The organism is Sphingomonas prati (assembly GCF_014643515.1).
Lineage (GTDB): Bacteria > Pseudomonadota > Alphaproteobacteria > Sphingomonadales > Sphingomonadaceae > Sphingomonas_R > Sphingomonas_R prati.
In genome coordinates this window covers 17,827-39,575 of the sequence record NZ_BMJP01000004.1, presented here as the reverse complement: position 1 = coordinate 39,575, position 21,749 = coordinate 17,827, and the positions used below count along the sequence as shown (strand labels likewise).

The following is a 21,749-nucleotide window of genomic DNA, read 5'->3' as shown; positions in this document are numbered from 1 at the left end:
GACATGCCTATTCTGACCGTCGACGGGATCGAAGTGGAGGTGCCGGCCGGTGCCACCGTGCTCCAGGCCTGCGAAGCCGCGGGGAAGGAGATCCCGCGTTTCTGCTATCATGAGCGGCTGAGCATCGCCGGCAATTGCCGGATGTGTCTGGTCGAGGTGAAGCCCGGGCCGCCCAAGCCGCAGGCGTCGTGCGCGCTGCCGGCGGCGGACAAGATGGAGGTCTTCACCACCAGCGAGAAGGTGAAGAAGGCACGCGAGGGGGTGATGGAGTTCCTGCTCATCAACCACCCGCTCGATTGCCCGATCTGCGACCAGGGTGGCGAGTGCGACCTGCAGGACCAGTCGCTGGCCTATGGCCGCGGGCACAGCCGCTACGACGAGAATAAGCGCGCGGTCACCGAGAAATATATGGGGCCGATCGTCAAGACGGTCATGACGCGCTGCATCCAGTGCACGCGCTGTGTCCGATTCGCGCAGGAAGTGGCGGGCGTCGAGGAGATCGGCGCCATCGGCCGCGGCGAGAACATGCAGATCACGACCTATCTGGAACATGCCGCGACGAGCGAGCTGTCCGGCAACGTGGTCGACCTGTGCCCGGTCGGCGCGCTGACGTCGAAGCCCTATGCGTTCGAAGCACGGCCGTGGGAGCTGAAAAAGACCCACGCGATCGACGTGATGGATGCGGTCGGCACTAACATCCGGCTCGACAGCCGCGGTCGGCAGGTGCTGCGCGCACTGCCGCGGGTGAACGAGGACGTGAACGAGGAGTGGGCGTCGGACAAGACGCGGCACGCGGTCGATGGCCTCGTGCGGCGGCGGCTCGACAGCCCCTATGTGCGGCGTGACGGCAAGCTGGTGAAGGCGAGCTGGGCCGATGCGTTTGCGGCGGTCAAGACGGCGGCGGATGCGGCCGGATCGTCGATCGCGGCCATCGCAGGCGATCTGGTCGATGCCGAGACGATGTATGCGGCGAAGGCACTGCTGCGCTCGCTTGGGTCGGACATGCTCGAGGGGCGTCAGACCGGGCTGGCCTACGACACGTCGCATGTCGCGGCGGTGAATTTCAACAGTACGATTGCCGGGATCGAGACGGCGGACGCGATTCTGCTGATCGGCACGAACCCGCGCTGGGAAGCGCCGCTGGTCAACACGCGGATCCGCAAAGCGGTGAAGCGCGGCGCGCGGGTGTTCGCGATCGGCGATCCGGTCGACCTGACCTACCCGGTGACGTGGCTCGGCAACGATGCCGGTCTGCTGGGCGATCTGCCGCAGGCGGTGACCGACCTGTTCGGGGGTGCGGAGCGTCCGGCGGTGATTGTCGGTGGCGGCGCGCTGAAGATCGACGGGTTGCAGGCGGCGACGCTTGGGCTGGTCGAAACGCTGGGCCTGATCAAGGATGGCTGGAACGGCTACAACGTGCTGCACATGGCGGCATCGCGGATGGCGGGGCTGATGCTCGGTTATGCGCAGGACGGCGGGATCGCGGCGGTTGCGGAGAAGGCTCCGAAGCTGCTGTTCCTGCTCGGTGCGGACGAGGTCGACTTCGCGCGGTTCGCGGGCAGCACGAAGGTCTATGTTGGGCATCACGGCGATCGCGGTGCAGCGGCGGCGGACATCGTGCTGCCGGGTGCGGCCTATGCCGAGAAGGCCGGGACCTGGGTCAACCTTGAAGGGCGCGTGCAGCGCGGCGAGCGGGCGGTGTTCCCGCCGGGCGATGCGCGCGACGACTGGAGCATCTTCCGGGCGCTGTCCGAGACGATTGGGCACAAGCTGCCGTTCGACACGCTCGCGGCGTTGCGTGCAGCGATGACGGCGGAAGTGCCGGCACTCGGGGTACAGGGGCTCGCGCCGTTCGCCTGGGGTGTGCCGACCCTGCCGACGGTACCGGTCTCGGGCGAGTTCGGGTTGCCGATCGCGGACTTCTACCTGACCAACGCGATCTGCCGGGCAAGCCCGACGATGCAGCGTTGCTCGGATGAGATCATCCACGGTCACGATTACGCCGAGGCCGCGGAATGAACTGTCTCGTTAACTCGCGCGCGATGTCGCGCCGCCACGGGGGCCTTGCGGCATGACCGGTTTCTTCGCCGATACGCTCGGTATGGGCTACAACGCCGGCTGGTTCACCGCGACGATCGTGGGCATCCTGCTGATCGCGTTGCCGCTGATGCTGTCCGTCGCGATGATCATCTATGCCGATCGCAAGATCTGGGCGGCGATGGCGCTCCGCCGCGGGCCGAACGTGGTGGGGCCGTTCGGGCTGCTGCAGTCGTTCGCCGACGGGTTGAAGGTGTTCCTCAAGGAAACGATCATCCCGTCGTCCGCGAACCGCGGGCTGTTCCTGATCGCGCCGATCCTGACCTTCACGGTGGCGCTGGTCGCTTGGGCGGTGATCCCGTTCGGGCCGAACATGGTGCTGGCCGACATCAATGTCGGGCTGCTCTACATCCTCGCGGCGTCATCGCTCGGGGTGTACGGCATCATCATGGCGGGCTGGGCGTCCAACTCGAAATACCCATTCTACTCGGCGCTGCGTGCGGCCGCGCAGATGGTCAGCTACGAAGTGTCGATCGGGTTCATCCTGATCTCGGTCGTGCTGTGGGCCGGCACGTTCAACATGGGCGGCATCATCGATGCGCAGCGCGGCAACATCTTCGGTGTCGTCAGCGCGTTCGGGCTGAACCCGCTGCTGTTCCCGATGGCGGTGATGTTCCTGATCTCATCGATGGCGGAGACGGCGCGCGCGCCGTTCGATCTGACCGAGGCGGAGAGCGAGCTCGTCGCCGGGTACCAGACCGAATATTCGTCGATGAGCTTCGCGCTGTTCTGGCTCGGCGAATATGGCAACGTGCTGCTGATGTGCGCGCTGAACGCCGTGCTGTTCTGGGGTGGCTGGCTGCCGCCGGTGGACTGGGCGCCGCTGTACATGGTGCCGGGGATCATCTGGCTGTTCGCCAAGATCCTGGTGTTCTTCTTCATTTTCAGCTGGGTGAAGGCGACGGTTCCGCGCTATCGCTACGACCAGCTGATGCGGCTGGGCTGGAAGATCTTCCTGCCGATCTCGCTGTTCTGGGTGTTCCTGGTGTCGGGATACCTCATGCTGACAAGGTATAGCTGATGGGTATCGCGTATCTCGTAAAGTCATTCACGCTCTGGGAATTCCTGAAGGCGCACACGCTGACGCTGAAGTATTTCTTCAAGCCGAAGGCAACGATCAACTACCCGTACGAGAAGAACCCGCTGAGCCCGCGGTTCCGCGGCGAGCATGTTCTGCGGCGCTATCCGAACGGCGAGGAACGCTGCATCGCGTGCAAGCTGTGCGAGGCGGTATGTCCGGCGCAGGCGATCACGATCGAGGCCGAACCGCGTGACGACGGCAGCCGCCGCACGACACGTTACGATATCGACATGACCAAGTGCATCTTCTGTGGGCTATGCCAGGAAGCCTGCCCGGTCGACGCGGTCGTGGAAGGTCCGAACTTCGAATATTCGACCGAAACGCGCGAAGAGCTGATCTACGACAAGGCCAAGCTGCTCGCGAATGGCGATCGTTGGGAACGAGCGGTCGCTGCCAACCTTGCCGCCGACGCCCCCTACCGCTAAGGCCCGCCCGACTCCCGCGTTGCCTTCCGTCACGGAAGGCGGCGCAGGCCCGACGACCACCGGTTTGAGGACCGTTTCGCTTTGATCCAGACGATCGCCTTCTACCTGTTCGCCACGCTGGTCATCGCGTCCGGCGCGCTGACCATCCTCGCGCGCAACCCGGTCCATTCGGTGCTGTGGCTGATCCTGGCGTTCTTCAACGCCGCCGGCCTGATGGTGCTGGTCGGGGCGGAGTTCATCGCGATGCTGCTCGTCATCGTCTATGTCGGCGCGGTCGCGGTGCTGTTCCTGTTCGTGGTCATGATGCTCGACATCGACTTTTCCGAGATGCGGGCCGGGTTCGGGCGGTATCTGCCGTTCGGCGTGCTGCTCGTTGTCGTGCTGGCGGCCGAGATCATCTTTGCGGTCGGCGCCTGGAGCGCGGGCGGCATCGGGCTGGGTGCGGCGACGTCGCCGACACCCGAGGGCATGAGCAACATCCAGGCGCTCGGGACGCTGCTCTACACGCGCTATCTTTATATCTTCGAGGCGGCTGGGCTGGTGCTGCTGGTCGCGATGATCGGTGCGATCGTGTTGACCCACCGGACGCGCGGCGGTGTTCGTGCCCAGAACATTCGCCGCCAGAACCAGCGCCGGCCGCAGGACGCGGTCCGCAACGTGGTCGATCAGCCATCGGGTGAGGGAGTGACGCTGTGATCGGGATCCAGCATTTCCTGGTGGTTTCCGCCATCCTGTTCGCGATGGGGGTGTTCGGCATCTTCCTGAACCGCAAGAACATCATCATCATCCTGATGGCGATCGAGCTGATCCTGCTGAGCGTGAACATCAACCTCGTCGCCTTCTCCGCCTATCTCGGCGATCTGGTGGGGCAGGTGTTCGCGATGTTCGTGCTGACCGTGGCCGCCGGCGAGGCGGCGATCGGTCTGGCGATCCTGGTCATCTATTTCCGCGGGCGCGGCACGATCCTGGTTGACGACGTCAACCGGATGAAGGGGTAGTTCGAGCCGTGATTGCCGTCATCGTCTTCCTGCCGCTGCTGGCAGCCATCGTCGCGGGCCTGGGCCAGCGGATGATCGGCGCCGTGCCGTCGAAACTGATCACCACCGCGGGGCTGTTCGCCGCCTGCGCGCTCAGCTGGCCGATCTTTCTCGGCTTCCTGAACGGCAGTGCGATCGCGCATGTCGAGACCGTGCTGCCGTTCATCCGGTCGGGCGACCTCGTCGTCGACTGGTCGTTGCGCGTCGATGCGCTGACAGCGGTCATGCTGGTCGTGATCACGTCGGTGTCCGCGCTCGTCCATTTGTATAGCTGGGGCTATATGTCGGAGGACCCGGATCAGCCGCGGTTCTTCGCCTATCTGTCGCTCTTTACCTTCGCGATGCTGATGCTGGTGACGTCGGACAATCTGATCCAGATGTTCTTCGGCTGGGAGGGCGTCGGGCTGGCGTCCTATCTGCTGATCGGCTTCTGGTACAAGAAGCCCAGTGCGAACGCGGCGGCGATCAAGGCATTCGTTGTCAACCGCGTCGGCGATTTCGGCTTCTCGCTTGGTATCTTCGGGACGTTCCTGGTGTTCGGGACCGTGTCGATCCCGGCGATCCTGGCCGCTGCGCCGGGTATGGCCGGATCGACGATCGGATTTATGGGCGGCCGGTTCGATACGATGACCGTGCTCTGCCTGCTGCTGTTCGTCGGGGCGATGGGCAAGTCGGCGCAGCTCGGGCTGCACACTTGGCTGCCCGACGCGATGGAGGGGCCGACGCCGGTCTCCGCGCTGATCCACGCGGCCACGATGGTGACCGCCGGCGTGTTCATGGTGTGCCGCCTTTCGCCGATGTTTGAAGTCTCGCCGCCCGCGCTGACCGTGGTGACCTACGTTGGTGCCGCGACGGCGCTGTTCGCCGCGACGGTTGGGCTGGTCCAGACCGACATCAAGCGCGTCATCGCCTATTCGACCTGCTCGCAGCTGGGCTACATGTTCTTTGCGGCCGGCGTCGGGGCCTATGGCGCGGCGATGTTCCACCTGTTTACACACGCCTTCTTCAAGGCTTTGCTGTTCCTGGGCGCCGGTTCGGTGATCCATGCGATGCATCACGAGCAGGACATGCGTTTCTATGGCGGTCTCCGGAAATCGATCCCGGTGACGTTCTGGGCGATGATGGCGGGCACGCTGGCGATCACCGGTGTTGGTATCGCCGAGGTGTTCGGTTTCGCGGGCTTCTATTCGAAGGATGCAATCATCGAGGCAACCTACGCCGCGGGTACCGATGCGGGCCAGGTCGCGTTCGGGGTTGGCGTCGTCGCGGCGCTGCTGACGAGCTTCTATTCGTGGCGGCTGATGTTCCTGACGTTCTTCGGCAAGCCACGCTGGGCCGGGTCGGAGCATATTCAGCACGCGGTCCACGACGCGCATGGCCATCATGACGACCATGCCCACGGCGACCCGGCGGCAGATGAAGATGCGGGCCATGCGCCGCGCGCGCATGACGCGGGCGCTCATGAGGTCGCGACCGGGACCGCCGGCTATCACCCGCATGAGAGCCCGTGGCCGATGTTAGTGCCGCTCGGCGTGCTGACGCTGGGTGCGGTGTTTGCCGGCTTCGTGTTCCATGAGCCGTTCATCGGCGCGGAGCGTGGTGCCGGGTTCTGGAAGGGCAGCCTCGCTTTCAACGAGCATCTGATGCACGCGATGCACGGTGTGCCGGAGTGGGTGAAGCTGTCAGCGACCGTTGCGATGGCGATCGGCTTCCTGCTCGCGCTGTGGGCCTATGTGATCAACACGAGCATTCCGGCGAAGGTCGCGGGGACGTTCGGCGGGCTCTACGCCTTCCTGCTCAACAAGTGGTATTTCGACGAGCTCTACGCCTTTCTGTTCGTGCGGCCCACGTTCGCGCTGGGGCGGATGTTGTGGCGGCGCGGCGACCAGGGGACGATCGACCGGTTCGGCCCCAACGGGATCGCGCAGCTGATCGTCGGTGGCGGCGTGCTGACCCGGCGGCTGCAGTCGGGTTACCTCTACACCTATGCGCTCGTCATGCTGCTCGGTCTTGCGGCCGCGGCGACCTGGGCGATGACGCGGTGATGTCGGTGCGGGCCGTCCGCGTCGATACGGAAATGGCGACGCGCGCTTCGGGCATGGCCCGGGCCACGGCGGGGGTGAAGTGAACGTGCTCGGTTTTCCCATCCTATCGATCATGATCGCGGTGCCTGCGGTGGCGGCGGTCCTCTGCCTGCTGATGCCGGGTGCGCCCGAGCAGAAGGCGGCGACCGCACGCTGGCTCGCGCTGGCCGCGACGCTGATCGATTTCGCGCTGGGCGTGGTGCTCTGGACGTCGTTCGATATCGGCGGCGCGCAGTGGCAGTTCCAGGAATATGCGCCGGTGTTCGGGCGGTTCGCCTGGGCGATGGGGATCGACGGCATCGCGCTGATGCTGATCATGCTTTCGGTGTTCCTGATGCCGATCTGCATCGGGGCGAGCTGGGTCGCGATCACCAAGCGCGTGCCGGAATATATGGCGGCGTTCCTGCTGATGGAGACGCTAATGATCGGCGTGTTCGCATCGCAGGATCTGTTCCTGTTCTACATTTTCTTCGAAGCCGGGCTGATCCCGATGTACCTGATCATCGGCATCTGGGGCGGTGCCGAGCGGATCTACGCGAGCTACAAGTTCTTCCTCTACACGCTGCTCGGCTCCGTGCTGATGCTCGTTGCGATGCTGTGGATGGCACGCGAGGCGGGGACGACATCGGTGCCGGCGTTGATGGCGTACGACTTCCCGGCGGGTGCGCAGACCTGGCTGTTCCTGGCGTTCTTCGCGTCGTTCGCTGTCAAGATGCCGATGTGGCCGGTCCACACTTGGTTGCCGGACGCACATGTGCAGGCGCCGACCGCCGGGTCGGTCATCTTGGCGGGCGTGCTGCTGAAGATGGGTGGCTACGGCTTCATCCGCTATTCGCTGCCGATGTTCCCGGAGGCGTCCGCGCAGCTCGTCTGGCTGGTGCTGGGGCTGAGCATGGTGGCGATTGTCTACACCTCGCTCGTGGCGCTGGTGCAGAACGACATGAAGAAGCTGATCGCCTATTCGTCAGTCGCGCACATGGCGTTCGTGACGTTCGGGCTGTTCGCGTTCAACCGTCAGGGGTTGGAAGGCAGCCTGATGGTCATGTTGAGCCATGGTCTGGTGTCGGGTGCGTTGTTCCTGTGCGTCGGCGTGGTCTATGACAGGCTGCATACCCGCGAGATCGACCGCTACGGCGGCGTCGCGCAGAACATGCCGGGCTATGCGCTGCTGTTCCTGCTGTTCACCATGGCGTCGGTCGGCCTCCCGGGTACGTCCGGGTTCGTCGGTGAATTCCTGGCAATGATGGGCGTCTACCAGACGAGCAGCATTGCGGGCTTCGTCGCGGTCACCGGGATCATCCTGGGCGCGGCGTATATGCTCTATCTCTATCGTCGGGTCGTGTACGGTAAGCTCGACAAGCCGGACGTCGCGGCGATGCTGGACCTGAGCAAGCGCGAGTATGCGCTGCTCGTGCCGATCGCGGCCGTCGTGCTGTGGATGGGTGTTTATCCGCAGAGCTTCATGCAGCCGATGTCCAAGGACGTTGGCTTCGTGCTCGCCCGGCTCGATCCGACCCGTCCGATCAGCGACGCACAGCCCACCGCCGGACGTGCCGTCGTCCCCGCCCACGCAGCCGAACATGGCGGAGCGCACTGATGTCGACCTTGTCCTCAATCGCGCTGACCGCGCCGGAACTGCTGCTGTCGGTGGGGTCCATCGCGCTGTTGATGTGGTGTGCCTGGGGTGGTGATGCCGCCACCCGCACGATCAGCGTCGTCGCGGTCGCGCTGCTGACCGGTGCGGCGTTTCTGTTGCTCGGGCCTGCGGGCTATGGCGGCACCGGGTTCGGCGGGCTGTATCATGCCGACGCGTTCGGTGCGTTTGCCAAGCTGCTGATCTACATCGCCTCGGCCGTCTCTATCATCGTGGCGCCGCGCTTCTTTGCCGATACCGGTTCGATGCGCGCGGAATATCCGGTGCTGATCCTGCTGTCCGCGGTCGGCATGGGCATGATGGTGTCGGCGGGTGACCTGCTGACACTGTATGTCGGGCTGGAGCTGCAGAGCCTCGCCGCCTACGTGCTCGCTTCGTTCATGCGGCGCGATACGCGCTCGGCGGAGGCGGGCCTAAAGTATTTCGTGCTTGGCGCGCTGGCGTCGGGCATCCTGCTCTACGGGATCTCGCTGGTCTACGGTTTCACCGGGACGACGGACTTCGGCGGCATCGCTGCGGTGTTCGGTACGCCCGCAGAAGAGCCCGTCCGGTTGGGCCGTCTGTTCGGGCTGGTGTTCGTGTTCGCCGGGCTGGCGTTCAAGATCGCCGCCGTGCCGTTCCACATGTGGACGCCTGACGTCTACGAGGGCGCGCCGACGCCGGTGACGACGTTCTTCGCGTCCGCGCCCAAGGTTGCGGCGATGGCGTTGCTGCTGCGCGTCGCCGTCGAGGCGATGGGCCCGGCGACCGAAGAGTGGCGCCAGATCGTGATCTTCTGCGCGTTGGCGTCGACGATCCTCGGTGGTGTCGCGGCGATCGGGCAGACGAACATCAAGCGGCTGCTCGCTTATTCGTCGATCAACAATGTCGGGTTCGCGTTGTTCGGGCTGGTGCCCGGGACCGCGCTGGGTGTGTCGGCGGTGCTGACCTATCTTGCCGTTTATATCGCGATGACGCTGGGGTCGTTCCTGGTCGTGCTGCAGATGCGCGATGCGCGTGGCGAACCGATCGAGACGATCGCCAGCCTGTCGGGCCTGTCGCGGACGCAGCCGGCGCTGGCGGCGGCGATGGCGATGTTCATGTTCTCGCTTGCCGGGATCCCACCGTTGTTCGGCTTCTGGCCGAAGTTCCTGGTATTCGACGCGGTCGTCGACATTGGGCTGTGGCCGCTGGCGATGATCGGCATCGCGACGTCGGTGATTGGCGCCTATTATTATCTGCGGATCATCAAGACGATGTACTTCGACGAGCCGGCCGAGGCGTTTGCCCCCTCGGGGAGCAAAGTCGAGGGCGGGCTGATCGCTCTCGCGGCGGTCGTCGTGTCGCCGTTTGGTTACCTGATGATCGGGCCGCTAGGTCTGATCTCGCTCAACGCGGCGAAAGCGCTGTTCTGAGCTTCCGGATCGAGACGGTCGCCGAGACCGGATCGACGAACGACGACATGATGGCGCGTGCTCGGGGGGGCGCCGCGGAAGGTCTTTGGATACGGGCCGAGCGCCAGACCAGCGGCCGCGGACGACAGGGTCGGGCCTGGGCGTCCGACACCGGGAATTTGTCCGCATCGACGTTGGTCCGGTTGCGACCGGGTGATCCGCCCGCGCCCACCCTTGCGCTGGTCGGAGCGGTGGCGTTGCATGAAGCGCTGACCGTCGCTGTGCCGGAGCTCGTGGTACGGATAAAATGGCCGAACGACCTGATGGCTGGTGAGGCCAAGCTGTCGGGGATTCTGCTGGAGCGACAGGGCGACGCGGTCGTGATGGGGTTCGGGGCCAATCTATCGCATGCGCCGATCGTGCCGGACCGGCTGACGACGTCGGTCAGGGAACTCGTGGGGGGGGCTCCGGAGCCGGGTGCGTTCCTGGAGATTCTCGCGGAAATGTTGGCGGGCTGGATCGCGACGTGGCGGTCGGCGGGATTGCCGCCGATCCGGCAGCGTTGGCTGGCGCACGCCCATCCGGTCGGTACGGGTGTCCGGGTTCGGTCCGGGGACGGCTATCTCGATGGGCTGTTCGATGGGCTCGCGTCGGACGGAAGCCTGCTGCTGCGGACCGCCGAGGGTGTCCGAGCGGTGCACGCGGGCGATGTGTCGCTGCTTTGAACGACTGTGGGAACATTGGCTTGGAGGACTGCCGTCAAGGTTCTCGAGGCGAGGCTCCCCCGGCGAACTTTGATCCGTAACGTTGCGGCGGCGGCGGTGGACGGCTGCAAAGGTTGGAAACGGGCCCGATCGGATTGTCCCGGCGCTGGTCGCTGCGCTTGATGTGTCGCACGGGGGCCGCGATACCGCGGGTTCGTGCGCGTAATCCAGCCATCACCCCCGGCCTATCAAAGCGGTACACCTGACGCGCGAGATAGGCTAAGGTGGGGGTCATGCTGCTTGCGATCGATGCCGGGAATACCAATGTCGTGTTCGCGCTACTCGATGGGCGGCGGATCGTCACGCGCTGGCGCATCGCGACCGACCCGCGGCGGACCGCGGACGAATATGCGGTGTGGCTGCACCAGCTACTGACCATGGAGGGGCACAGCCGCGCCGACGTGGAGGCGGTGATCCTGTGTACGGTCGTGCCGCGTGCGCTGCATAACCTGGAAGTGCTGGCGCAGAAATATTTTGGGACGACGGCGCTGGTCGCCGGGCGGGCTCCCGTCGATTGGGGTATTGCGCTCGATGTGGACGAGCCGCGGACGGTGGGTGGCGACCGGGCGGTGAACACGATCGCGGCGCATGCGCTGCATCCGGGTGACGCCATCGTGATCGATTTCGGCACGGCGACGACGCTGGACGTCGTGGACTATGCCGGGGCGTACAAGGGTGGGATCATCGCGCCGGGGATCAACCTGTCGCTCGATGCGCTGGTCGCGGCGGCGGCGCGGTTGCCGCGGATCGCGATCGCCGCGCCGGCGACGGACAGCCTGATCGGTCGCAATACCGAGGACCAGATGCTGATCGGCATCTACTGGGGCTATATCGCGATGATCGAAGGGCTGGTCGCCCGCATGCGGACCGAGATCGGGCGACCGGTCAAGGTGATCGCAACCGGCGGCCTTGCCACTTTGTTCGACACACATACATCGGTGTTCGATGCGATCGAACCCGACCTGACGATCCAAGGCCTAGGCCTGATGTACGAGCGGCTGCGCCGCGACTGACCGCCGTTCCCGATGCCGCAGTTCCGTGACGGGAACGGCGGCCTAGAACGCGCATATTGAAGAGAGAGAAAAGACGCGTGACGAAACCCGGTAATGAGTTGTTGTTCCTGGCCCTCGGTGGGTCGGGCGAGATCGGCATGAACGTGAACCTGTACGGGTCGCAGGGTAAATGGCTGATGGTCGACCTCGGCCTGACCTTCGCCGATCCGCAGTTCCCCGGCATCGACGTGATCCTGCCCGACCTCGATTTCATCGAGAAGCGCGCGAAGGATCTTGTCGGGCTGGTCATCACGCACGGGCATGAGGACCATATCGGGGCGATCCCGTATCTGGCCGCGGACCTGGGCGTACCGATCTATGCCACGCCGTTCACCGCCGGGCTGATCCGCGGGAAGCTGGAGGAGGAAGGCCTGTCGCGCAAGGTCGCGCTGCATGTCATCCCGGTCGGCGGATCGATGCAGCTCGGGCCGTTCGGCGTGCAGTTCGTGCCGCTGGCCCACTCGATCCCCGAAGCGAACGGCCTGTTCATCCAGACCAAGTTCGGCAACGTGTTCCACAGCGGCGACTGGAAGCTCGATCCGCGCCCGCTTGTCGGGCAGCCGGCGAACCCGGACCTGATCCGCTCGATCGGCGACAAAGGCATCACCGCGCTCGTCTGCGATTCGACCAACGTGTTCAACGAACAGGCGTCGGGGTCCGAGGCGGACGTGCGCGAGGGCCTGATGGAGGCCGTCGGCAAGGCCAAGGGCCGCGTGATGGTCACGAGCTTCGCATCGAATGCGGCGCGCGTGCAGACGCTGGGCGAGGTCGCGGTGGCGACCGGGCGTCAGGTCTGCGTCGCCGGGCGTTCGCTCGACCGCATCCTGAAGGTCGCGCGGGCGACCGGGTACATGAAGGGCTTCCCCGAGACGCTCGATTTCGATTCGGCGATGCGCGTGCCGCCGAAGGAATTGCTGATCATCGCCACGGGTGGCCAGGGCGAGGATCGTGCCGCGCTGGCGCGGGTGGCGAGCAACAGTCACCAGATCAAGCTGTCGCAGGGTGACACGGTCATCTTCTCGTCGCGGCAGATTCCGGGCAACGAAGTGGCGGTCGGCCGCATCCAGAACCGGCTGGCGCAGAAGGGTGTCCACCTGGTCACCGATCGCGAGGCGTTCGTCCACGTGTCGGGCCATCCGGGTCGGCCGGAGCTGCGCCAGATGTACGAGTGGATCCGGCCGGAGATCATGGTGCCGGTGCACGGAGAGATGCGCCATCTGGCCGAACATGCGCGCTTCGCGGTCGACAACGGGATCGCCAAGGCGGTGGTACAGACGAATGGCACAATGCTGCGGCTTGCGCCGAACGGACCGGCGCTGGTCGGGCATGAGAAGGTCGGTCGCCTGATCCTGGACGGCGACGTGATCCTGCCGGCGGACGGCGCGGCGCTGAACGAGCGTCGCCGGATTGCGCAGAACGGCATCATCACGATCGCGATCGCGATGAACAAGCAGGGCGCGATCGTCGGCGAGCCGGGTGTGACCATCCAGGGCATGCCGGTGGAGGAAGACCGCGACGACTTCATCGTCGAGATGCGCGGTGCGGTGCAGGAAGCGGCGCGCAACGGGCAGCGCGATGCGGCGCGGTTGAACGAGAAGATCCGGTTGTCGGTACGGCGTGCGGCGTCGGACTGGACGGGGAAGAAGCCCGTGGTGGATGTTTCGGTCATTCGGGTCTGATGGGGTGGGGCGTGGCGCTTGAGGGTGCTGCGCTTCTCTTGAGAGCGAGACATCTAGAATCACCCTGCCCACCCGTTTGGTTCGAGCCTGTCGAGAACTCGTGCGGGGTTCTCGACAGGCTCGAACCAAACGGCGTTTGGGACTCTCGAGCTGTGACGGGCACATCGGGCTGGCAGACTCCTCGACAAGCTCTAACCGAATAGGGTTGGGATTGTCTTTTGCGGCGGAGACTCGTCCTTGCGATGCGGGTTCTCGACAGGCTCGAACCGAACGGGAGGGGGGTGGTCCCGCTGCTGCTCGCGTACGCGTCATCCAAACCGTAGGACGACCCCCGCTCTAAATCCTACCATCGCAACGTTTGACGGCGGCGGCGACCTCGGCGCAAAGCGATCCTCTCGCGCCGATGGCGTTCTGGGTCGGGGTTGCTGCATGCGTTTCACGTCGATCCTGGCGATCTATTCGCTGTTCTGGTCGCTAAGTTTCTTCTTCGTGCTGCCGTTTCGATTGCGGACGGGGAGCGAGCCGGATCCGCTGGTGGCGGGGCAGGCGGAGAGTGCGCCGCCGCGGTTCGCGTTCGGGCGGACGTGCCTGTGGACGACGATCGTGTCCGCCGTGCTGTTCGGGCTGTATTACGCCAATTATGTGCAGGGCTGGATCGGGACGGACGATCTGGATTTCTTCACGCGGTACCGCAAGCACTGAGTGTCAGGCGCGCAGCCTTTCGATTGCCTGCGCGAGTGCCACGTAGAGCTTGCCCATGTCGGACGACAGCAGGGTGACGCCCATTGGGGTCCCGTCCCGGCTGGCGAGGACCCGACGCAGCATCGCCTCGAAATCATGGACGTAGCGGTTGACGAGATCGTGGAATGCCGGGTCGTCGCCATAATGACTGGCGACGACCTTCGCGTCGCCATGGTCGAGCAGCCGGACGGCGCGGCGGGTGAACACGCCGCGGTCGCCGCGGAGGTAGGACGCCCAGGCATCGTCGGCGACGTCGGTCGACAGGATGCGCGTGACGTCGATCGCGGTGGAGTTCAGCGCCTCGATCAGCAGCGCGACGCGCGGGGCGAAGTCGGTGTGGTCGGCCTCCTCGGTTTCCTGGCGGGCGGCGGCGATGCGCGCCTCGACCGCGGCGGCGGTGTCGGCGATCGTAGCGAGTTGCCGGACGAGATGGTCGGAGGCAGCGGACGCTGCTTCGGTCGCGCGGGCAGCGGCGGCGGTGAGCGATTCGAGTTGCTTGTCGGCGGCGGCGGCGACCGTTGTGTCGATGATCGTGGTCGTGGCGGCGGCGAGATCGGCGCTGGCCTCCGGGCCGATCGCGGCGAAGGCGGCGCGGACATGGTCGGCGGCTTCCCCCGCCGCAGTACGGACGCGGGCGAGCGAATCGATCAGGGCGGGGGTCGCGGCGTCGGCCAGCGCCTGGGTATCGGCGTCGGTGCGGGCGAGTGCGGCGCTAAGATCGTCGAGCGCGGCGCGGTTGCGGTCGATCGCCTCGCCCGATCGGTCGAGTGCGTCCCCGGCGTGGCCGGCGATATCCGCGAAACCGGAGAGCGCGGGGAGGCTCTTGTCGACGCGCGTGACGATGCGGGTGGAGGCAAGGTCCGCGCCGTGGAGCGCGGTGCCGACGAGCTCCATCGCGCGGGTCAGACGGTCGGCACGCTGGATCAGCCGGTCGATCGCGGTGCCGCCCGCGTCGATCGCGGTGGTGGCGGCATCGGCGTGAGCGCGAGCCTGATCGAGGCGTTCGACGATGGCGAGGGTGGCTGAACCACCGTCCTGGCTGAGTTGCTCGAAACGGTTGCCGGCGCGGTCGAGATCTTCTGTGAGGGCGGTGGCGAGTGCGGCGACCGCGGCACCTTCGCGGGCGACCTGCGTGCCGAAGCCGGTCAGACGAGTTTCGAGCAGATCGACCTGATCGCGCGCGGCGGCGAGTGCCTCAGCCCCGGCCCCGCCGATCAGGGTGTGCGATTCGATGACGATCGCGGTCAGCGTCGTCTGTTCGGCGGCCAGTGCGGTGCGGAGTTCGTCCAGGACCGACGCGGCGCGGTCGAGCGTGCGGTCCGCGGTGTCCGCCATCAGCGTGCCGCTGGCGTCGATCCGCTGGGCGGCGACGTTCGCCACGCTCTCGATCCGCGCGAGCACATCGGCAAGATGCCGGGCCGCGGTGCCGGCGACGTGGTCGGCATCGCGGGCATGATCCGCGATCGCGGCGAGGCGCCTGTCGAGCGTGTTTGCCTGGTCATGCGCGGATAGGCCGGTGTCGCGCAGGCGATCGGACAGGCCGCTGAGCTGCGCGTCGATGCGGGGGAGGTCCGCCATCATGACGCCCATGTCGACGCGTGCGGCGTCGGTGGCGCGTGCGAGAGACGCGCCTTGTGCGGTAAAGGCGGCGCCGTCCTCGGCAAAACCGGTGCGGATCGCAGCGATCCGGGCGGCGGCGTCTTCGCCCAACGTCAGCAGCTGGTGCGCCTGTTCGGCAAGCAGGCGGTTCTGGTCTGCGATGCGGTCGGCCATACGAGCGAGTGCGGCTTCGTGTTCCGCGGTGGCTTGGCGTGTGCGGGCGGCCAGGGTCCGGAACCGGCGCGCTTCGCCATAACCGCCGCGGGCGATCACGATGTAGAGCAGCAGCGCGACCGCGACGGGGGCGAGTGCCGTCAGGAGCAGCATGGCGGTCGCGGCGGGGAGCGGCGGCAGGACGCCGGATGTCGTCAGAACAAGGTAGAGCAGCCAGGCGCCGGCCAGCGCGATCGGGAGAAATGCGAGCCAGGGACGCGGGCCAGCGTCGAGCGCGTCGTCGGGGTCCGGTTCAATCCAGGGGTCGGCAAACATCGTCGGGGGTTCGACCGCCTCGGCTATTACAGCCGTTTCGGTCTCCGTTTCGTCCGCCACGATGTCGTCATCGTGGGGCGCACCCCATCTTGCCCCCATACCCATCCGGCCGGTCTATCAGATTTCGTTACGGGGGGAAGGCGGCGGTAACGGTTGCTTAACCCGCCTGCCGCTACCCGTGACCACATGGTCTATGATCCCGGAGCTATGGAAGCCGCCCTGTCCGCCGCGGTCGGTGACGATCCGGCGTTGGCCGGTGAGTTGCAGGCGGCGTTCTTCGACAGTGCGGCGACGATGATCGCGGCACTGGCGAAAGCGGCGGGGCCGGCCGAGTGGGAGCAGGCCGCGTGGCGGCTGAAGGGGCTGGCCGCGAGTTTCGGCGCGATCGAGCTGATGATTGCCGCCGATGCCGCCGGGCGGGCCGCGCCCGGCGACGAGGATGCGGTGGACGCGGTGCGCGCCGCAATCGACTGATCCTTTCGGGTTAGCCAACGACCGGCATCATGCCGGGTTGGCAAGCTGTGGCCGATCCGCCTATCGCACGGGCAAGGCGGGGGACGATCCCGTGACCCGGGAAGGACGACGGCTTGGCGCTGGCTGCGCTCATCATCGCGATCGAAACGACGACCGGCGAGGCAGGGACGGGCGGCGACGGGCTGCGCGCGACGTTGCCGCTGCTCGGCCGGACGGTGGTGGAGCATCAGGCGCGCCAGGCGGTGGGCGCGGGCGCGACGCATCTGGTGCTGCTGGTGGAACGGATGCCGGCGGCGCTGACCGCGGCGCTTGATCGGTTGCGGCGCGACGGCGTGTCGATCGAGGTTGCGCGCACGATCGGTGACGCGGCGGACCGGTTCCACCCCGACGAACGACTGCTGCTGATCGCCGATGGCTGTGTCGCGGACCCGGCGATGTTCGGGGCGCTGACCCGTTTGCCGCCGCCCGTCTTGATGACGGTGCCGGATCAGGCCGACACCGCGGAATATGAGCGGATCGACGGGCAGAGCCGCTGGGCGGGGCTGGGGCTGCTCGACGGGGCGGCGGTCCGGTCGACCGCGGCGATGCTGGGCGACTGGGACGCGCAGTCGACGTTGTTGCGCCGCGCGGTGCAGGCGGGCGCGAGCCGGGTCGAGTGCGCGCCCGCCGCGGACGGACGGCCGCGCATCGCGATCCGGCCGCAGGCGCTCGACGGGCTGGACCGGCACCTGTTGCGCGGATCGCGCGTGTCGGCGGATCGCTGGCCGCGGCGCTGGGTGTTTTCGGTGGTGGACGGGCCGGTCGCGGGCTGGCTGGCACGGAAGGCGGTCGATCCGTTGCCGGTCGCGGCGGCCGGCGCGGGTGCCGCGGGGCTGGGCGTCGTGGTGATGCTGGCCGGTTGGTTGGCGACCGGGTTCGGGCTGGTGCTGCTGTCCGGGCCGGTGGCGGCGATCGCGGCGCGGCTCGCCAGGTTGCGGCTGGCGACGATCCGGCATGGCGACCGGATCGAACGGGCGCGAACCGCGATGCTGGCGGCGGGGCTGGTCGTGCTCGGCTGGTCGCTGGGCGCTGACCTTTGGCTGCTGACGGCGGTGATGGCGGTTGCGGCGATGGTGGCGGGCGCGTCGGCACGGCAGGGGCTGGCGGCGTTGTCGGGCGAGAGTGGTCCGGCCTGGGTGGCCGATCCGGACGGGTTGGCCTGCGCCATGGCGCCGGTGGCCATCGCGTTCGGCTGGAAGTCGGCGGTGGCGGCGGCGCTTGCCTATGCGCTGCTGTCCTTTGCGCGGATGCAGACGCTGTTCGTGGCCGGGGCGCAGGACAACACGCCCGACGTAAACGCCCCGATTTAAACCGAATTAACGATGACGGGCTAAGGCGGGGCATGGCTTCGTCCGAATCATCTTCCGGCGCTGGATCGGACGGCACCGCCGTGGCGGTCGTGGCGGGGGCTGCGCGGGCAACGCGGGCGGGGCGCGTGCGGTTGGAGGGGTTGGCGCGCGACCTGTTCGGTGATGACGGCGTGCGGACCGACGAGGCGCGGCGGACGCGGATCCGCGCGGTGCTGTCGGACCTGATCCGGACGATCGACGGGCGGCTGCGGCGTGACCTGCTGCCGCGGTTGCCGGCGGATGTGCCGGCGGACGTGCTGATGATGCTGGGCAATATGACTGTGCCGGTCGCGCAGCCGATGCTGGATGGGGAAGGTGACAGGCGGGTGGATCATGCGCTGGTCGCAGTGCTGGCGCGGCGGGTGGATGAGCATCGGCTGGTCGTGCAGGCGCGCACCGCGATGACGCAGGACCTGGAGCTGGTCCAGCGACCGTTGCTGGCCGGTCTGGCGCGGCATGACGACCGCACGGTGGCGGCGGCGGCGCGGGTGATGATCGAGCGTGAGGCGGGGCGGCAGGCACGATTCGACGAGCCGGTCCTGCCGCTGGAGGATCTGCCGGCGGCGGTGCGCGCGCGGCTGATCTGGCGGGTCGCGGCGGCGGTTCGGCGCTGGATCGCGCGGCAGCATGTGCCGGCGGCGGCGGCGATCGACCGGGCGGTGGCGGCGGTTGCGGGCGGTTTGCTGGCGACAGTGGCCGAGATGCCGGATCATGATACGGTCGCGATCGGGCTGGCACGCGCAATGTTGCGGACCGGACTGGCGGACGATGCCGGGACGGTCGCGTTCGCGGTGGAGGGGCATGTCGCGGCGGCGGTTGCGGGGCTGGCGTTGCGGGCCGGCATCGGGATGGATGCGGCGTGGGACATGGTGCTGGACCCGGACGGCGCGCGGCTGCTGGTGCTGTTGCGTGCGGCGGGGATCGACCGGGCGGCGGCGGCGGCGCTGATCCTGCGCTGGCCGGACGGGGCGGCCTCGTTCGATGCGATCGGCGATCGGATGGCGGCGTATGACGCGCTGTCGGTCGGCGCGGCGCAGGATGCGATCGACCTGTACCGGCTCGACCCGGCCTATGCCGCCGCGCTGGAGGCGGCGGCGCGGTGATGCGGACGCCGATCCATGGGCTGGTCGATCGAGACGGGCGGCTGGTGTCCGCAGATACGCCGCTGGCGACGCTGAACGTGCGGGCCGGGGGGACGACGGGCGGGATGCTCGTCGTCCCGCAGCTGGCCGGGCTGGCGCGGCTGGTGCGGCGGCTGGGCGTCGCCGTGTCGCGTGGGGTGAGCACGGCGGACGGGGATCGCGACCTGGACCTGTGGGTGCGCGCATCGCCGCAGGGCGACGGCGTGGCGCTGGCCATCGTGGGCTGGACCGAGACGCTGTCGCGGCAACCGTTCGCCGCACCGGCCGGCGACCGCGAGCGCGATTTTCGGCGCGGGGCGGCGGAGTGGCGCTGGGCGGTGGACGCGCATCTGCGGCTGACGCGGCTCGACCCGCCGCGCGACGGAGCGATCGGGCAGCCGCTGGCACGAACGTTCGTGCTGCGGCCCGGCCCGGACAGGACGGTGCCGATGATCGAGGCGATGGCGGCGGGGACCGCGTTCGGCGGGCAGGCGGCGCATCCGGTGGGGGAGCCGGAGCGGATGCTGCGCCTGTCGGGGTGGCCTTTGACGAATGACGATGGCGGGTTTGCCGGGTTCGAGGGGGTTGCCGGGTATGTCGCCGAGGACGAGGCGGCAGTCGGTGACGTCGCACCGGACGCGGGCGACAGCGGGTTCGGGGTTCGGCTGGGCGCGGCGCTGCGTGCGCCGATCGACCGGATCATCACGCAGGCGGATGCGATCCGGTCGGCCGACGATGCGGTGCGGCCGGACTATATCGAATATGCCGGCGATATCGCCAATGCCGGACGGCATCTGCTCGACCTGGTCGACGACCTCGTCGACCTGCAGGCGATCGAGCGGAGTGATTTTCGCGCGCGGAGCGAGTCGATCGACCTTGCCGATATCGCGCGGCGGGCGGCGGGGCTGCTCGCGGTACGCGCGGCGCGGACGAATGTACGGATCGATGCGCCGGCGCTGGAGGAGCGTTTGCCGGCACGCGGCGAGTTCGGGCGCGGGTTGCAGATCATGGTCAACCTGATCGGCAATGCGGTGCGCTATTCCCCGCCGGGGGGGACGATCTGGATCCGCGGCGAGCAGGATGGTGCGGCCGCGCGGATCGTGGTGGCGGACCAGGGCAAAGGCATCGCGGCGCAGGACCAGGACCGGGTGTTCGAGAAATTCGAGCGGGTCGATCCGAGTGAGCCGGGCGGGACCGGGCTGGGGCTCTACATCTCGCGGCGACTGGCGCGCGCGATGGGCGGGGATATCCTGCTGGATTCGAGCGCCGGGGGTGGGGCGCGGTTCATGCTGGTTTTGCCGGCGGAGTGAGAGGCGCGCACTGTTCGTGCGGTCCCCTCTCCCTCCCTCCCTCTCCCGCGACCGGGAGAGGGGTTAATGCATCGACTTAGCGGCTGGCGACGGGGGTGTAGTCGCGCTGCGTGGCACCCGTGTAGAGCTGGCGCGGGCGGCCGATCTTCTGCTCCGGATCGGCGATCATCTCGTTCCACTGCGCGACCCAGCCGGTGGTGCGGGCAAGCGCGAACAGCACGGTGAACATCGTCGTCGGGAAACCGATCGCCGACAGGATCACGCCCGAGTAGAAATCGACGTTCGGGTAAAGCTTCTTGTCAATGAAGTACGGATCCTCGAGCGCGATCCGCTCCAGTTCGCGTGCCGTGTCGAGCACCGGATCGTTGCGGCCGAGCTTCTCCAGAACCTCGCCCGCGGCCTTGGACAGCACCTTCGCGCGCGGATCGAAATTCTTGTACACGCGGTGGCCGAAGCCCATCAGGCGGAACGGATCGTCCTTGTTCTTGGCGCGGGCGATATATTCCGGAATGCGGTCGGGCGTGCCGATTTCGCGCAGCATGTTGAGTGCCGCCTCGTTCGCGCCGCCATGCGCCGGGCCCCAGAGGCAGGCGATGCCGGCCGCGATGCACGCGAACGGGTTGGCGCCCGACGAACCGGCGAGCCGGACGGTCGAGGTCGACGCATTCTGTTCGTGATCGGCGTGCAGGATGAAGATCTTGTCCATCGCCGCTTCGACGACCGGATCGACCTCATATTCCTCGGCCGGGACCGAGAAGGTCATGCGCAGGAAGTTGGCGGTGTAGCTCAGGTCGTTGCGCGGATAGACGAAGGGCTGCCCCACCGAATATTTATACGCCATCGCGGCGATCGTCGGCATCTTCGCGATCAGCCGGTGGCTGGCGATCATGCGCTGCTGCGGGTCCATGATGTCGGTCGAGTCGTGGTAGAAGGCGCTGAGCGCACCCACGACGCCGCACAGGATGGCCATCGGATGGGCATCGCGACGGAACCCGCGGAAGAAGGTCGCGAGCTGCTCGTTCACCATCGTGTGGCGCGTGATGGTGGTCTTGAACTCCTCCAGCGTCGTGCCGTCGGGCAGTTCGCCGTTTAGCAGCAGGTACGCCACCTCCATGAAGGTGGACTGTTCGGCGAGCTGATCGATCGGGTAGCCGCGGTGCAGCAGGATGCCGGCGTCACCGTCAATATAGGTGATCTTCGATTCGCAGCTGGCGGTGGAGGTGAAGCCGGGATCGTAGGTGAATGCGCCGGTCTGCGCATACAGCCTGCGGATATCGACGACGTCGGGGCCGGTCGAGCCGGTCAGGACGGGATATTCGAAACCCTTGGCACCCAGTTCAAATTTCGCGGTGTCAGCCATAAGCTATTTCCTCCTGTTCAA

The 21,749-nt window shown here is 67.1% G+C and carries 18 protein-coding genes; 16 read left to right on the top strand and 2 right to left on the bottom strand.

The window, feature by feature from the left end:
- Window positions 1–3: 3 nt before the first annotated feature.
- From nuoG to IEX50_RS12310, 12 genes are all read left to right on the top strand, one after another.
- Entirely contained in the window at window positions 4–2,019 is a 2,016-nt protein-coding gene (nuoG, locus tag IEX50_RS12365) for an NADH-quinone oxidoreductase subunit NuoG (protein ID WP_157176460.1), read from the top strand.
- Window positions 2,020–2,071: 52 nt separating this feature from the next.
- Window positions 2,072–3,118, top strand: coding sequence for an NADH-quinone oxidoreductase subunit NuoH (gene nuoH / locus IEX50_RS12360; RefSeq protein WP_184075260.1), 1,047 nt, complete (start codon window positions 2,072–2,074; stop codon window positions 3,116–3,118).
- On the top strand, window positions 3,118–3,603 hold the full coding sequence (gene nuoI, locus IEX50_RS12355; protein WP_157176461.1) for an NADH-quinone oxidoreductase subunit NuoI: 486 nt from the start codon (window positions 3,118–3,120) through the stop codon (window positions 3,601–3,603). The genes nuoH and nuoI overlap by 1 nt, the downstream gene beginning before the upstream one ends.
- 81 nt (window positions 3,604–3,684) lie before the next feature.
- Complete coding sequence (locus IEX50_RS12350) at window positions 3,685–4,299, top strand: NADH-quinone oxidoreductase subunit J (RefSeq protein WP_157176462.1); 615 nt, start codon at window positions 3,685–3,687, stop codon at window positions 4,297–4,299.
- On the top strand, window positions 4,296–4,601 hold the full coding sequence (gene nuoK / locus IEX50_RS12345; protein ID WP_157176463.1) for an NADH-quinone oxidoreductase subunit NuoK: 306 nt from the start codon (window positions 4,296–4,298) through the stop codon (window positions 4,599–4,601). The genes IEX50_RS12350 and nuoK overlap by 4 nt, the downstream gene beginning before the upstream one ends.
- An 8-nt stretch (window positions 4,602–4,609) precedes the next feature.
- Window positions 4,610–6,685: an NADH-quinone oxidoreductase subunit L gene (gene nuoL / locus IEX50_RS12340; protein WP_157176464.1), complete on the top strand. Its 2,076-nt coding sequence runs from the start codon at window positions 4,610–4,612 to the stop codon at window positions 6,683–6,685.
- 85 nt (window positions 6,686–6,770) lie between these two features.
- A complete protein-coding gene (locus tag IEX50_RS12335) occupies window positions 6,771–8,321 on the top strand; it encodes an NADH-quinone oxidoreductase subunit M (RefSeq protein ID WP_157176465.1) in 1,551 nt (516 codons plus the stop codon).
- The gene (gene nuoN / locus IEX50_RS12330; RefSeq protein ID WP_157176466.1) at window positions 8,321–9,772 is read left to right on the top strand and encodes an NADH-quinone oxidoreductase subunit NuoN; all 1,452 of its coding nucleotides are present in this window, start codon (window positions 8,321–8,323) and stop codon (window positions 9,770–9,772) included. Before IEX50_RS12335 ends, nuoN begins: the two co-directional genes overlap by 1 nt.
- Window positions 9,769–10,476 carry a biotin--[acetyl-CoA-carboxylase] ligase gene (locus IEX50_RS12325; RefSeq protein ID WP_260161133.1) on the top strand — a complete coding sequence of 236 codons (708 nt, stop codon included), beginning with the start codon at window positions 9,769–9,771 and terminating at the stop codon, window positions 10,474–10,476. Before nuoN ends, IEX50_RS12325 begins: the two co-directional genes overlap by 4 nt.
- Before the next feature lie 272 nt (window positions 10,477–10,748).
- Window positions 10,749–11,528: a type III pantothenate kinase gene (locus IEX50_RS12320; protein WP_157176467.1), complete on the top strand. Its 780-nt coding sequence runs from the start codon at window positions 10,749–10,751 to the stop codon at window positions 11,526–11,528.
- A gap of 77 nt (window positions 11,529–11,605) precedes the next feature.
- Window positions 11,606–13,246 (top strand): ribonuclease J, encoded by a 1,641-nt coding sequence (locus tag IEX50_RS12315; RefSeq protein ID WP_157176468.1) that lies wholly within the window; start codon window positions 11,606–11,608, stop codon window positions 13,244–13,246.
- A 429-nt stretch (window positions 13,247–13,675) separates the two neighbouring features.
- Window positions 13,676–13,948, top strand: a complete 273-nt coding sequence (locus IEX50_RS12310) for a DUF1467 family protein (RefSeq protein ID WP_157176469.1) — start codon at window positions 13,676–13,678, stop codon at window positions 13,946–13,948.
- A 3-nt stretch (window positions 13,949–13,951) separates the two neighbouring features.
- Here IEX50_RS12310 and IEX50_RS12305 read toward each other — a convergent pair whose 3' ends face one another.
- Window positions 13,952–16,135 carry a hypothetical protein gene (locus IEX50_RS12305; protein ID WP_157176470.1) on the bottom strand — a complete coding sequence of 728 codons (2,184 nt, stop codon included), beginning with the start codon at window positions 16,133–16,135 and terminating at the stop codon, window positions 13,952–13,954.
- Between the two features lie 126 nt (window positions 16,136–16,261).
- Between IEX50_RS12305 and IEX50_RS12300 the strand changes: the two genes are divergently transcribed.
- From IEX50_RS12300 to IEX50_RS12285, 4 genes are all read left to right on the top strand, one after another.
- Complete coding sequence (locus IEX50_RS12300) at window positions 16,262–16,549, top strand: Hpt domain-containing protein (RefSeq protein WP_157176471.1); 288 nt, start codon at window positions 16,262–16,264, stop codon at window positions 16,547–16,549.
- A gap of 113 nt (window positions 16,550–16,662) precedes the next feature.
- Window positions 16,663–17,898, top strand: a complete 1,236-nt coding sequence (locus tag IEX50_RS12295; RefSeq protein ID WP_157176472.1) for a glycosyltransferase family protein — start codon at window positions 16,663–16,665, stop codon at window positions 17,896–17,898.
- A 32-nt stretch (window positions 17,899–17,930) separates the two neighbouring features.
- The gene (locus IEX50_RS12290) at window positions 17,931–19,040 is read left to right on the top strand and encodes a DUF2336 domain-containing protein (protein ID WP_157176473.1); all 1,110 of its coding nucleotides are present in this window, start codon (window positions 17,931–17,933) and stop codon (window positions 19,038–19,040) included.
- Complete coding sequence (locus IEX50_RS12285) at window positions 19,040–20,368, top strand: sensor histidine kinase (RefSeq protein WP_157176474.1); 1,329 nt, start codon at window positions 19,040–19,042, stop codon at window positions 20,366–20,368. The genes IEX50_RS12290 and IEX50_RS12285 overlap by 1 nt, the downstream gene beginning before the upstream one ends.
- A gap of 76 nt (window positions 20,369–20,444) precedes the next feature.
- Here IEX50_RS12285 and IEX50_RS12280 read toward each other — a convergent pair whose 3' ends face one another.
- Window positions 20,445–21,728 (bottom strand): citrate synthase, encoded by a 1,284-nt coding sequence (locus IEX50_RS12280; protein ID WP_157176475.1) that lies wholly within the window; start codon window positions 21,726–21,728, stop codon window positions 20,445–20,447.
- Window positions 21,729–21,749: the final 21 nt, after the last annotated feature.